Origin of the sequence: Escherichia sp. Lx600-2 (assembly GCF_036662595.1) — a bacterium.
Lineage (GTDB): Bacteria > Pseudomonadota > Gammaproteobacteria > Enterobacterales > Enterobacteriaceae > Escherichia > Escherichia coli.
Genome location: NZ_JAYQWM010000009.1, coordinates 91,751 through 104,568, shown reverse-complemented (window position 1 = coordinate 104,568; position 12,818 = coordinate 91,751). Strand labels below are relative to the sequence as shown.

The 12,818-nt window shown below is 50.7% G+C and carries 9 protein-coding genes; 6 read left to right on the top strand and 3 right to left on the bottom strand.

Going from position 1 to position 12,818, the window contains the following annotated elements; translation table 11 throughout:
- Nucleotides 1-136: 136 nt before the first annotated feature.
- Nucleotides 137-787, bottom strand: a complete 651-nt coding sequence (gene rcsB, locus OQV04_RS05590; protein ID WP_001061917.1) for a response regulator transcription factor RcsB — start codon at nt 785-787, stop codon at nt 137-139.
- A 16-nt stretch (nt 788-803) separates the two neighbouring features.
- Nucleotides 804-3,476 (bottom strand): phosphotransferase RcsD, encoded by a 2,673-nt coding sequence (gene rcsD, locus OQV04_RS05585; protein ID WP_001249109.1) that lies wholly within the window; start codon nt 3,474-3,476, stop codon nt 804-806.
- Nucleotides 3,477-4,214: 738 nt separating this feature from the next.
- Between rcsD and ompC the strand changes: the two genes are divergently transcribed.
- From ompC to mqo, 6 genes are all read left to right on the top strand, one after another.
- A complete protein-coding gene (gene ompC, locus OQV04_RS05580) occupies nt 4,215-5,342 on the top strand; it encodes a porin OmpC (protein ID WP_000865544.1) in 1,128 nt (375 codons plus the stop codon).
- Between the two features lie 111 nt (nt 5,343-5,453).
- Nucleotides 5,454-6,509: an FAD:protein FMN transferase ApbE gene (apbE, locus tag OQV04_RS05575; RefSeq protein WP_032281236.1), complete on the top strand. Its 1,056-nt coding sequence runs from the start codon at nt 5,454-5,456 to the stop codon at nt 6,507-6,509.
- Between the two features lie 73 nt (nt 6,510-6,582).
- On the top strand, nt 6,583-7,647 hold the full coding sequence (gene ada, locus OQV04_RS05570; protein WP_032281235.1) for a bifunctional DNA-binding transcriptional regulator/O6-methylguanine-DNA methyltransferase Ada: 1,065 nt from the start codon (nt 6,583-6,585) through the stop codon (nt 7,645-7,647).
- A 41-nt stretch (nt 7,648-7,688) separates the two neighbouring features.
- Nucleotides 7,689-8,297, top strand: coding sequence for a DNA oxidative demethylase AlkB (gene alkB, locus OQV04_RS05565; protein WP_274446465.1), 609 nt, complete (start codon nt 7,689-7,691; stop codon nt 8,295-8,297).
- 75 nt (nt 8,298-8,372) lie between these two features.
- A complete protein-coding gene (gene yojI, locus OQV04_RS05560; protein WP_000422182.1) occupies nt 8,373-10,016 on the top strand; it encodes a microcin J25 efflux ABC transporter YojI in 1,644 nt (547 codons plus the stop codon).
- Nucleotides 10,017-10,233: 217 nt separating this feature from the next.
- The gene (gene mqo / locus OQV04_RS05555) at nt 10,234-11,880 is read left to right on the top strand and encodes a malate dehydrogenase (quinone) (protein ID WP_000758066.1); all 1,647 of its coding nucleotides are present in this window, start codon (nt 10,234-10,236) and stop codon (nt 11,878-11,880) included.
- A gap of 375 nt (nt 11,881-12,255) precedes the next feature.
- Here mqo and eco read toward each other — a convergent pair whose 3' ends face one another.
- Nucleotides 12,256-12,744, bottom strand: coding sequence for a serine protease inhibitor ecotin (gene eco, locus OQV04_RS05550; RefSeq protein ID WP_332641601.1), 489 nt, complete (start codon nt 12,742-12,744; stop codon nt 12,256-12,258).
- Nucleotides 12,745-12,818: the final 74 nt, after the last annotated feature.

The following is a 12,818-nucleotide window of genomic DNA, read 5'->3' as shown; positions in this document are numbered from 1 at the left end:
GTCTTATCTGGCCTACTTTAATGTAATCTGTTGAAATAATGGGAATCGTAGGACGGATAAGGCGTTTACGCCGCATCCGGCAATCGGTGCAAATGCCAGATAAGACACTAACGCGTCTTATCTGGCCTACAGATGATTAGTCTTTATCTGCCGGACTTAAGGTCACAGAAGAGAGATAATTCAGCAGGGCGATATCGTTCTCGACACCCAGCTTCATCATCGCAGATTTCTTCTGGCTACTGATGGTTTTAATACTGCGGTTCAGCTTTTTAGCGATCTCGGTCACCAGGAAGCCTTCCGCAAACAGGCGCAGAACTTCACTCTCTTTTGGCGAGAGACGCTTGTCACCGTAACCACCAGCACTGATTTTTTCCAACAGGCGAGAAACGCTTTCCGGGGTAAATTTCTTCCCTTTCTGCAGCGCGGCGAGAGCTTTCGGCAGATCGGTCGGTGCACCTTGTTTTAGCACGATCCCTTCGATATCCAGATCCAATACCGCACTAAGAATCGCCGGGTTGTTGTTCATAGTCAGAACAATGATCGACAGGCTTGGGAAATGGCGCTTGATGTACTTAATTAAGGTAATGCCATCGCCGTACTTATCGCCAGGCATGGAGAGATCGGTAATCAACACATGCGCATCCAGTTTCGGCAGGTTGTTGATCAGTGCTGTAGAGTCTTCAAATTCGCCGACAACATTCACCCACTCAATTTGCTCAAGTGATTTGCGAATACCGAACAAGACTATCGGATGGTCATCGGCAATAATTACGTTCATATTGTTCATGTAATAGGCTACCTTGCTACAGCAAGCTCTTGACATAACTGTCAATGTCGCTGATGTATTTTTCTATTCCTGGAACATCCTTCTCACGAATCAGATGTTCCAGCGTTTCACATAACTGCTTGCCGGGTACCAGATTTAGCATGGCAAATACGCCTTTAAGACGATGAGCCGTTTGGGCTAACGCAGCAAAGTCACTGGTTGCTGCTTCAGTATACAGCCTCTTAACATCATCCGGTACTGTGTCTACAAAGAGCGCATAATAGCCGCTGGCATGGAGTTGCGCATTTTCATCTCCGCCCAGAGGCGATTCTGTCACCTCTTCCTGCGCCAGTTGCACTTCAATTAATTGTAAGACCGCTTCCTGCATAGCGTTGCTCATATTGAAGTTGACGCACAATTGACCAGGCCCAATTTCCCGTACGCCAGACTCATCATCGCTTAAAAGCAAGCCAGAGGCAGTAAGATTAGACGGATTATCCGTTAAAAAGATATCATAATCTTGACTAATTAATCTTTCATCGGGTGTGATACAGGTTGCACCCCAATTTTCTAACTGGCGAGTGACAATATTCCGAATTTCTGCCGAAGTAACATCCACCATTACGCAGACATCATCCAGTAAACGCTCTTCTTCCTCTTCAACTTCCGGGTCAGCTGCGAGCATTTTGATATGCACAGAGTAGCGTGTACCAAGCCCATCCCGCGTTTTGATGTTTAAATGACCGCCCAGTTTACGTGCCAGTTGATCGCTCAGCCAGAATGCCAGCGGGTCCGCCTTGCCATAGCGATCGTTTTGGGTCTGGTTGATAAACGGGAAGTGCAAATTATCCATTTCATGAATGCTTACGCCTTCTCCGGTGTCCAGAATGCGGAACGTCAGGCGGTCTTCGGAGGACTCATCCTGATCAACCTCAAGGGTGATTTTTCCCAATTGCGTTGAGGTCACGGCATATTGCATCAGTAGCAGCAAAATACGTCGTAAGGCATCGCGATCGCCGCGGCGCATATCGTGTGCTTTCAGATGATTGTTAATCAGCAGTTGCAGACCTTTACGCTTGATGGCAGGCAACACTGAAGGCACAACTTCATCAATTAAATCCTGCACGGAGAACAGCACCGTCTCACTTTTCCAGCTATCGTCCGCAAGCATGTTCGCTAACTGTATTTCATCGACCAGCCGCACCAGCACATCTGCCTGATTCGCCAGTTGTTTGCTTTCCGGGGCGTTGAGTTTAGCCGCGCTCTCCGCCAGGGACTGTGCAGGTTCTTTCAGCGCATCGCCAATGTTTTTCATAAAGGTCATCCGCCCCTGCTGGTTTTTCTCATACAGACGCTGCGCCTGCTTGAGTTTCTTGTTTACCAGCACTTCGCGATCCTGATCGCGAATAATGAAAATTTGTGTGCGCGGCGCGACCTGGCTGCGGAACATGCGGATCTCATACAGCTCGTTATTGATCGTCGCCTGAATAATCCCCTGATGCTGTTCCGCCATGGTGGTGATGTTTTGCAGATTCAAATGCGGCAGCAAATGATCGGCAATTTTGTTACTTATGACAGTGCGGTTCGATTCCTGATCGTGAACCAGCAGGCCGAGCGGCAGCAGTGAGACTATCTCTTCATTGATTGCCCGTAAAATGCGCAATTCGTTATTGACCGCCGTGTTGGGTAGACTTTCTGTACTGCGACTGGAGAAATGGCGGAATGTGGTATAGCCAAATAACGCCAGCGCCAGCAAACCGATGTTCAGCAGCAGTGGCAGCAGAATGTTTTGCAACGTATCCAGCAATAAGGTGCCATAAGGAACCTGCCAGACCAGTCGCATATCGGTAGAGTTGAGTGCCGAGGAGATTTCAATCTTCGTACTGTTAAAGTGGATACTGACGCTATCCGTCCCTTCTTTCTCATTATCATTGTCTCCCGTTGCCGTCGCGTCTGGCTCAAGGCGGAAACTGTCCAGCGGCATACCCGGTGGGATCAAATCATTAATCGGCAGATCAAAAGCCACAACCGTTGCCAGATGTCCCGGCTGGTTGAACGTGGTACGCAAGGTAAAGTAATGACCGTTCTGCCAGGCCAGGCGGCGCATGTTAGAAAAACTTTCGCGTTCATCGAGGGCGTTGGCCTGTTGCAACATCTCTGCACGACGTGAATCAACAATGTCACTGACGGTCGATTCTTTAAATCCGGAGGTGAGATCTTTGAGGGGCAGGGTTGAGATCAGCACCAGACTGTTATCCTGACCATTCAGGTAATACATCGACCACGGTACATTTTCTGCGCCCCACAATGTGTCCAGATAGGTGGACATCCGTTGAGTCATCTCAAGCGTTGAGTTGTCGTGAGAGCCAAAGATTAACGCTTCCGTTTTGCGGCGCGGTTTTTCCAGATAGTAGACATCCTGTTTCAGGCGCGTCTCTTGTAAACCTTCGCCGGAGGAGGGGGAGGTCGTCGCGGCAATGTTGTCGTAGATCTGCCAGGTCACGTAACGCCAGGTATCGACGCGCTTTTGGATTGCGTGGGTAATGTCGACAATCTGGTAACTTTTATCTTTCAGCCAGGCGTTAACGGCGCTTTGTACCATTACCCCCATCGTCACCAGTAACACAATGATCAACAGTAAAAAGAAGCGGGTAATGCTCCCCGGTAGGAGTGAAAAGCGGGTCGTGGCCGTTGTCTCTTTCTGACGCATTCGTGTTTATGACCTGTTAAAACTTCGCGAAGTGATAGGGCAGTATAAAGGGTACAGTGTGAAATTCCAGACTCTTACCTGATTGATGATTCTCTATTCTCCCGTGATATTTATCATCCTGCATTGGGGGAAATAGATGTACAAGCGCCATTTTGCTGTACAAATAACCTACAAAAAGCCCAACGAAAATAATTGCAAATAAACAAAGATTGCTGGAAATTATGCTGATGTTAATTATTTGTGAAATAGTTAACAAGCGTTATAGTTTTTCTGTGGTAGCACAGAATAATGAAAAGTGTGTAAAGAAGGGTAAAAAAAACCGGATGCGAGGCATCCGGTTGAAATAGGGGTAAACAGACATTCAGAAATGAATGACGGTAATAAATAAAGTTAATGATGATAGCGGGAGTTATTCTAGTTGCGAGTGAAGGTTTTGTTTTGACATTCAGTGCTGTCAAATACTTAAGAATAAGTTATTGATTTTAACCTTGAATTATTATTGCTTGATGTTAGGTGCTTATTTCGCCATTCCGTAATAATCTTAAAAAGTTCCCTTGCATTTACATTTTGAAACATCTATAGCGATAAATGAAACATCTTAAAAGTTTTAGTATCATATTCGTGTTGGATTATTCTGCATTTTTGGGGAGAATGGACTTGCCGACTGATTAATGAGGGTTAATCAGTATGCAGTGGCATAAAAAAGCAAATAAAGGCATATAACAGAGGGTTAATAACATGAAAGTTAAAGTACTGTCCCTCCTGGTCCCAGCTCTGCTGGTAGCAGGCGCAGCAAACGCTGCTGAAGTTTACAACAAAGACGGCAACAAATTAGATCTGTACGGTAAAGTAGACGGCCTGCACTATTTCTCTGACGACAAGTCTGTAGATGGCGACCAGACCTACATGCGTCTTGGCTTCAAAGGTGAAACTCAGGTTACTGACCAGCTGACCGGTTACGGCCAGTGGGAATATCAGATCCAGGGCAACGCTCCGGAAAGCGAAAACAACTCCTGGACCCGTGTGGCATTTGCTGGTCTTAAATTCCAGGACATCGGTTCTATCGACTATGGTCGTAACTACGGCGTAGTTTACGACGTAACTTCCTGGACCGACGTACTGCCAGAATTCGGTGGCGACACTTACGGTTCTGACAACTTCATGCAACAGCGTGGTAACGGCTTCGCGACCTACCGTAACACTGACTTCTTCGGTCTGGTTGATGGCCTGAACTTTGCTGTTCAGTACCAGGGCCAGAATGGCAGCGTAAGCGGTGAAAATGATCCGGATTTCACTGGTCATGGCATCACCAACAATGGTCGTAAAGCTCTGCGTCAGAACGGCGACGGCGTTGGCGGATCTATCACTTATGATTACGAAGGCTTTGGTATCGGTGGTGCGATCTCCAGCTCCAAACGTACCTGGGATCAGAACAACACTGGTCTGATCGGTACTGGCGACCGTGCTGAAACCTACACTGGTGGTCTGAAATACGACGCTAACAACATCTATCTGGCTGCTCAGTACACCCAGACCTACAACGCAACTCGCGTAGGTTCCCTGGGTTGGGCGAACAAAGCACAGAACTTCGAAGCTGTTGCTCAGTACCAGTTCGACTTCGGTCTGCGTCCGTCCCTGGCTTACCTGCAGTCTAAAGGTAAAAACCTGGGTGTCATCAATGGTCGTAACTACGACGACGAAGATATCCTGAAATATGTTGATGTTGGCGCGACCTACTACTTCAACAAAAACATGTCCACCTATGTTGACTACAAAATCAACCTGCTGGACGACAACCAGTTCACTCGTGACGCTGGCATCAACACTGATAACATCGTAGCTCTGGGTCTGGTTTACCAGTTCTAATCTCGATTGATATCGAACAAAGGGCCTGCGGGCCCTTTTTTCATTGTTTTCAGCGTACAAACTCAGTTTTTTGGTGTACTCTTGCGACCGTTCGCATGAGGATAATCACGTATGGAAATAAGCTTTACCCGTGTGGCACTGCTGGCTGCCGCGCTCTTCTTTGTTGGTTGCGATCAAAAACCACAACCCGCCAAAACCCACGCTACTGAAGTTACCGTTCTTGAAGGCAAAACTATGGGTACCTTCTGGCGTGCCAGCATCCCGGGCATTGACGCCAAACGCAGCGCCGAACTTAAAGAAAAGATTCAGACCCAGCTGGACGCCGACGATCAGCTGCTTTCGACCTATAAAAAAGATTCCGCGCTGATGCGCTTTAACGACTCGCAAAGTTTGTCGCCGTGGCCGGTAAGTGAAGCGATGGCCGATATCGTCACCACCTCGCTGCGCATTGGCGCAAGGACCGATGGTGCGATGGATATAACCGTCGGGCCGCTGGTGAATCTGTGGGGCTTTGGCCCGGAACAACAGCCGGTTCAAATTCCGAGCCAGGAACAGATCGATGCGATGAAAGCCAAAACTGGCTTACAGCACCTGACGGTCATTAATCAGTCGCATCAGCAATATCTGCAAAAAGACCTGCCGGATTTATATGTCGATCTCTCTACCGTCGGCGAAGGTTATGCGGCGGATCACCTGGCACGCTTGATGGAGCAGGAAGGGATTTCCCGCTATCTGGTGTCGGTGGGCGGCGCGCTGAACAGCCGTGGTATGAACGGTGAAGGCCTGCCGTGGCGGGTAGCGATTCAAAAACCAACCGATAAAGAAAACGCGGTTCAGGCTGTGGTGGATATCAACGGTCATGGGATTAGCACCTCTGGCAGCTACCGTAACTATTACGAACTGGACGGCAAACGTCTTTCCCATGTTATCGATCCGCAAACCGGGCGTCCCATCGAACACAATCTGGTATCCGTGACGGTGATTGCTCCGACGGCGCTGGAAGCCGATGCCTGGGATACTGGCTTAATGGTGCTCGGGCCGGAGAAAGCCAAAGAGGTTGTTCGCCGGGAAGGGCTGGCGGTCTACATGATCACCAAAGAAGGTGATAGCTTTAAAACCTGGATGTCGCCGCAGTTTAAAAGCTTCCTTATCAGCGAAAAAAATTAAAGCGCAAGATTGTTGGTTTTTGTGCCATGGTGACCGGGCAGACTAAAGGCTATCCTTAACCAGGGAGCTGATTATGAAAAACGCCACATGCTTAACTGACGATCAACGTTGGCAATCTGTCTTAGCCCGCGACCCGAATGCCGACGGCGAATTCGTTTTCGCCGTGCGCACCACAGGCATCTTTTGCCGTCCGTCTTGCCGCGCCAGACATGCTTTGCGGGAAAACGTCTCCTTCTACGCAAATGCCAGCGAGGCACTCGCCGCCGGATTTCGCCCCTGCAAACGTTGTCAGCCAGACAAAGCCAATCCCCGGCAACATCGGTTGGATAAAATCACCCACGCGTGTCGACTGCTGGAACAGGAAACGCCTGTAACGCTGGAAGTCTTAGCCGACCAGGTGGCGATGAGTCCGTTCCATCTGCATCGGTTGTTTAAAGCGACTACCGGAATGACGCCTAAAGCCTGGCAACAGGCCTGGCGCGTTCGCCGTTTGCGCGAATCGCTGGCGAAAGGGGAGAGCGTGACGACGTCTATTCTTAACGCCGGATTCCCCGACAGCAGCAGTTACTACCGCAAAGCTGACGAAACGCTGGGCATGACGGCTAAACAATTCCGTCACGGTGGCGAAAATCTGGCGGTGCGTTACGCGCTGGCTGATTGTGCGCTGGGTCGTTGCCTGGTGGCAGAAAGCGAGCGGGGGATTTGCGCGATATTGCTGGGCGATGATGACGCGACATTAATCAGCGAGTTGCAGCAGATGTTTCCCGCTGCCGACAACGCGCCTGCCGATCTGACGTTTCAGCAACATGTGCGTGAAGTGATCGCCAGCCTCAATCAACGCGATACGCCGCTGACGTTACCGCTGGATATTCGCGGCACTGCTTTTCAGCAACAAGTCTGGCAGGCACTGCGCACGATACCTTGCGGTGAAACCGTCAGTTATCAGCAACTGGCTAACGCCATCGGCAAACCGAAAGCGGTACGGGCCGTTGCAAGTGCCTGTGCCGCCAACAAGCTGGCTATCGTTATACCCTGTCATCGGGTAGTACGCGGTGATGGATCGCTTTCAGGTTACCGCTGGGGCGCGTCGCGCAAAGCGCAACTGCTGCGCCGCGAAGCTGAAAATGAGGAGAGGTAATGTTGGATCTGTTTGCCGATGCTGAACCGTAGCAAGAGCCACTGGCGGCTGGTGCGGTAATTTTACGGCGTTTTGCTTTTAACGCTGCGGAGCAACTGATCCGCGATATTAATGACGTTGCCAGCCAGTCGCCGTTTCGCCAGATGGTCACCCCCGGGGGATATACCATGTCGGTGGCGATGACCAACTGTGGGCATCTGGGCTGGACGACCCATCGGCAAGGTTATCTCTATTCGCCCATTGATCCGCAAACAAATAAACCGTGGCCCGCCATGCCGCAGAGTTTTCATAATTTATGTCAACGTGCGGCTACGGCGGCGGGCTATCCAGATTTCCAGCCAGATGCTTGTCTTATCAACCGCTACGCTCCTGGCGCGAAACTGTCGCTGCATCAGGATAAAGACGAACCGGATCTGCGCGCGCCAATTGTTTCTGTTTCTCTGGGCTTACCCGCGATTTTTCAATTTGGTGGCCTGAAACGTAATGATCCGCTCAAACGTTTGTTGTTGGAACATGGCGATGTGGTGGTATGGGGCGGTGAATCGCGGCTGTTTTATCACGGTATTCAACCGTTGAAAGCGGGGTTTCATCCACTCACCACCGACTGCCGCTACAACCTGACATTCCGTCAGGCAGGTAAAAAAGAATAAAAATAAGAATTATTATTGCTGTGCGCGCGAAGATGTTTAAACTGCGGGCTGTAATTCATTGTCCGGGTTTTCTGCATGGAACTTCTTGTACTTGTCTGGCGGCAGTATCGCTGGCCATTTATCAGTGTGATGGCGCTAAGCCTCGCCAGTGCGGCTTTAGGCATTGGCTTAATTGCTTTTATCAATCAGCGCCTTATCGAAACGGCGGATACCAGTCTGCTGGTGTTGCCGGAGTTTCTGGGATTATTGCTGCTGTTGATGGCAGTCACTCTCGGATCGCAACTGGCGCTCACCACTTTGGGGCATCACTTCGTTTACCGACTGCGTAGTGAATTTATCAAGCGGATTCTGGATACTCACGTCGAGCGCATTGAACAACTCGGTAGCGCCTCGTTGCTGGCGGGATTAACCAGCGATGTGCGTAATATCACCATTGCTTTTGTGCGTCTGCCGGAACTGGTGCAGGGGATCATTCTCACTATCGGTTCTGCGGCGTATCTGTGGATGCTGTCGGGCAAAATGTTGCTGGTAACGGCTATCTGGATGGCGATCACCATCTGGGGCGGTTTTGTGCTGGTGGCGCGGGTGTACAAACATATGGCGACCCTGCGTGAAACCGAAGACAAGCTGTACACGGATTTTCAAACTGTACTTGAAGGGCGCAAAGAGCTGACTCTGAACCGGGAACGCGCCGAGTATGTGTTTAACAACCTCTACATTCCTGATGCGCAAGAGTATCGCCATCATATTATTCGCGCAGACACCTTCCATCTTAGTGCCGTGAACTGGTCAAACATCATGATGCTGGGCGCAATCGGCCTGGTGTTCTGGATGGCGAACAGCCTCGGTTGGGCTGATACCAACGTTGCCGCGACCTATTCGTTGACGCTTTTATTCCTGCGTACGCCGCTGCTTTCGGCGGTTGGCGCATTGCCGACGCTGCTGACGGCGCAGGTGGCGTTTAACAAGCTGAACAAATTCGCGCTCGCGCCTTTCAAAGCAGAGTTTCCGCGCCCGCAGGCGTTTCCCAACTGGCAAACGCTGGAGCTGCGTAACGTGACGTTTGCTTATCAGGATAACGCGTTTTCCGTTGGTCCGATTAATCTCACCATCAAACGTGGCGAGCTGCTGTTTCTGATTGGCGGCAACGGTAGCGGAAAATCGACGCTGGCGATGTTGTTGACGGGCTTGTATCAGCCACAAAGCGGCGAAATCTTGCTGGATGGCAAACCTGTCAGCGGCGAACAACCGGAAGATTATCGCAAACTGTTTTCGGCAGTGTTTACCGATGTCTGGCTGTTTGATCAACTGCTGGGGCCGGAGGGTAAACCCGCTAACCCGCAACTGGTTGAGAAGTGGCTGGCGCAGCTGAAAATGGCTCATAAGCTTGAGTTAAGCAACGGGCGTATTGTTAACCTGAAGTTATCAAAAGGGCAGAAAAAACGCGTGGCGCTGTTGCTGGCGCTGGCAGAAGAACGCGATATTATCCTGCTGGATGAATGGGCGGCGGATCAGGATCCACACTTCCGTCGTGAGTTTTATCAGGTGTTGCTGCCGCTGATGCAGGAGATGGGTAAAACTATTTTCGCCATCAGTCATGATGATCATTACTTTATCCACGCCGACCGCCTGCTGGAGATGCGCAACGGGCAACTTAGCGAGCTGACGGGCGAAGAGCGCGATGCCGCTTCGCGTGATGCCGTTGCCCGGACGGCATAATATTACGACGCTGACCTGGCGGACTGCTGCCGCCAGGTCAATATGCTAAAAATCCCTTCATTTCTAATAACCCTATAATTAATCAACGAAATTATAATGTTTCTAAAATTAGAATATAATTTATAAACATTATTTAAATGTTGTTACTTAAGTGTTACCGTTGATGCCGCGCAAATCTCACCTGCAATAAAGCGACTAAAAGTAAGGCATTAACAAGATGAAAAAAGTGACTGCCATGCTCTTCTCGATGGCCGTGGGGCTTAATGCCGTTTCGATGGCGGCAAAAGCGAAAGCGTCCGAGGAGCAGGAAACTGATGTACTGTTGATTGGCGGCGGCATTATGAGCGCCACGTTGGGGACCTATTTACGCGAGCTGGAGCCTGAATGGTCGATGACCATGGTGGAGCGCCTGGAGGGTGTCGCGCAGGAGAGTTCGAACGGCTGGAATAACGCCGGAACCGGGCATTCTGCACTGATGGAACTGAACTACACCCCGCAAAACGCCGATGGCAGCATCAGTATTGAAAAAGCAGTCGCCATTAACGAAGCATTTCAGATTTCCCGCCAGTTCTGGGCGCACCAGGTCGAGCGCGGCGTGCTGCGTACTCCGCGTTCATTTATCAATACCGTTCCGCATATGAGCTTTGTCTGGGGCGAGGATAACGTCAATTTCCTGCGCGCCCGTTACGCCGCGTTGCAACAAAGCTCGCTGTTTCGCGGTATGCGTTACTCTGAAGATCACGCGCAGATCAAAGAGTGGGCACCGTTAGTGATGGAAGGGCGCGATCCGCAACAGAAAGTGGCAGCCACGCGTACGGAAATTGGTACCGATGTGAACTACGGCGAGATCACCCGCCAGTTAATTGCTTCCTTGCAGAAGAAATCTAACTTCTCGCTGCAACTCAGCAGCGAAGTCCGCGCCCTAAAGCGTAATGACGATAACACCTGGACCGTTACCGTTGCCGATCTAAAAAATGGCACTGCACAGAACATTCGTGCCAAATTTGTCTTTATCGGCGCGGGCGGTGCGGCGCTGAAGCTGTTACAGGAATCGGGGATTCCGGAAGCGAAAGACTACGCCGGTTTCCCGGTGGGCGGACAGTTCCTTGTTTCGGAAAACCCAGACGTGGTTAATCACCATCTGGCGAAGGTTTACGGTAAAGCATCCGTTGGCGCACCACCGATGTCGGTTCCGCATATCGATACCCGCGTTCTGGACGGTAAACGCGTAGTGCTGTTTGGGCCATTTGCCACCTTCTCAACCAAATTCCTCAAAAACGGTTCATTGTGGGATCTGATGAGTTCCACCACCACCTCTAACGTGATGCCGATGATGCACGTCGGGCTGGATAATTTCGATCTGGTGAAATATCTGGTGAGTCAGGTGATGTTGAGTGAAGAGGATCGTTTTGAAGCATTGAAAGAGTACTATCCGCAAGCGAAAAAAGAGGACTGGCGTTTGTGGCAAGCGGGGCAGCGTGTGCAGATTATCAAGCGTGATGCCGATAAAGGTGGTGTACTGCGTCTGGGTACTGAAGTGGTCAGTGACCAGCAAGGAACCATTGCCGCGCTCCTGGGGGCATCGCCAGGGGCGTCAACCGCCGCGCCGATTATGTTGAATCTGCTGGAAAAAGTATTTGGCGATCGTGTTTCCAGCCCGCAATGGCAGGCTACGTTGAAAGCGATCGTTCCGTCTTATGGACGCAAGCTGAACGGTGATGTAGCCGCAACAGAACGCGAGTTGCAGTACACCAGCGAAGTGCTGGGGCTGAAATACGACAAACCGCAAGCAGCAGATAGTACGCCGAAACCGCAGCTGAAACCGCAACCCGTTCAAAAAGAAGTGGCGGATATTGCGTTGTAATGATGTGCCACATCCGGCATGGTATGCCGGATGTGGCGTATGCTGATAAGACGCGCCAGCGTCGCATCAGGCAACCGGCTCGGGCGTTGGATGTCGGATGCGGCGTAACCGCCTTATCCAACCTATGGGGTGCCGCACTTCACAGCGGTGTAGGCCTGATAAGACGCGTCAGCGTCGCATCAGGCAACCGGCTCGGACGTTGGATGTCGGATGCGGCGTAACCGCCTTATCCGACCTACGGGGTGGAGCACTTCACAGCGGTGTAGGCCTGATAACACGCGTCAGCGTCGCATCAGGCAACCGGCTCGGGCGTTAGATGTCGGATGCGGCGTGACCGCTTTATCCAACCTACGGGGTGCCGCACTTCACGGCAGTTTAGCGAACTACCGCGTTGTCAATTTTCTCTTCCGCCTTCCAGACGCGGTACTTCACATCTACATTGTCTGGCGTATACACCACGATCGGCAGCTTGCTGTTGTAACGCAGCATTCCAGCATCGCCCAGATACGCGGTGACAAATTTCTTCTCTTTCTTGCCATCCGGGCAGGCTATCATCGTGGAAACCGGCGAGCTAACTTTATCAAAGACATAATAATCATAGCCCCAGCCTTCCAGCGTTTTGCTTTCCAGCTTCCCGCCGAGACGATGAAAATTGCAATCGACTTCCAGCGTCTGACCGATTAACAGTTCTACTTTCAGGGTAGATTCATCTTCTTGCGGGGTTAACTGAATCACCTGACGCTTCATGCCTTTTTCAGCTTGTGGATAAGGCGCGATTTTTTCCAGTGGCTGGACGCTCTCTGCCGCCCAGGCGGAAGTGGTGGCGAAAGCGGCAAACAATACTGCAGGTAGAATGGTCTTCATTTTTTGCTTTCCTTCTTCATTTATAGGTTTGCACCGATGATGTCGCTGAAGGTTAACATATTCATCAGATTTAT

What these genes read in the sequence shown, in the direction of transcription:
- eco (WP_332641601.1), bottom strand. Translation starts at nt 12,744, where the DNA reads ATGAAGACCATTCTACCTGCAGTATTGTTTGCCGCTTTCGCCACCACT.
- yojI (WP_000422182.1), top strand. Translation starts at nt 8,373, where the DNA reads ATGGAACTTCTTGTACTTGTCTGGCGGCAGTATCGCTGGCCATTTATC.
- rcsB (WP_001061917.1), bottom strand. Translation starts at nt 787, where the DNA reads ATGAACAATATGAACGTAATTATTGCCGATGACCATCCGATAGTCTTG.
- rcsD (WP_001249109.1), bottom strand. Translation starts at nt 3,476, where the DNA reads ATGCGTCAGAAAGAGACAACGGCCACGACCCGCTTTTCACTCCTACCG.
- ada (WP_032281235.1), top strand. Translation starts at nt 6,583, where the DNA reads ATGAAAAACGCCACATGCTTAACTGACGATCAACGTTGGCAATCTGTC.
- ompC (WP_000865544.1), top strand. Translation starts at nt 4,215, where the DNA reads ATGAAAGTTAAAGTACTGTCCCTCCTGGTCCCAGCTCTGCTGGTAGCA.
- apbE (WP_032281236.1), top strand. Translation starts at nt 5,454, where the DNA reads ATGGAAATAAGCTTTACCCGTGTGGCACTGCTGGCTGCCGCGCTCTTC.
- mqo (WP_000758066.1), top strand. Translation starts at nt 10,234, where the DNA reads ATGAAAAAAGTGACTGCCATGCTCTTCTCGATGGCCGTGGGGCTTAAT.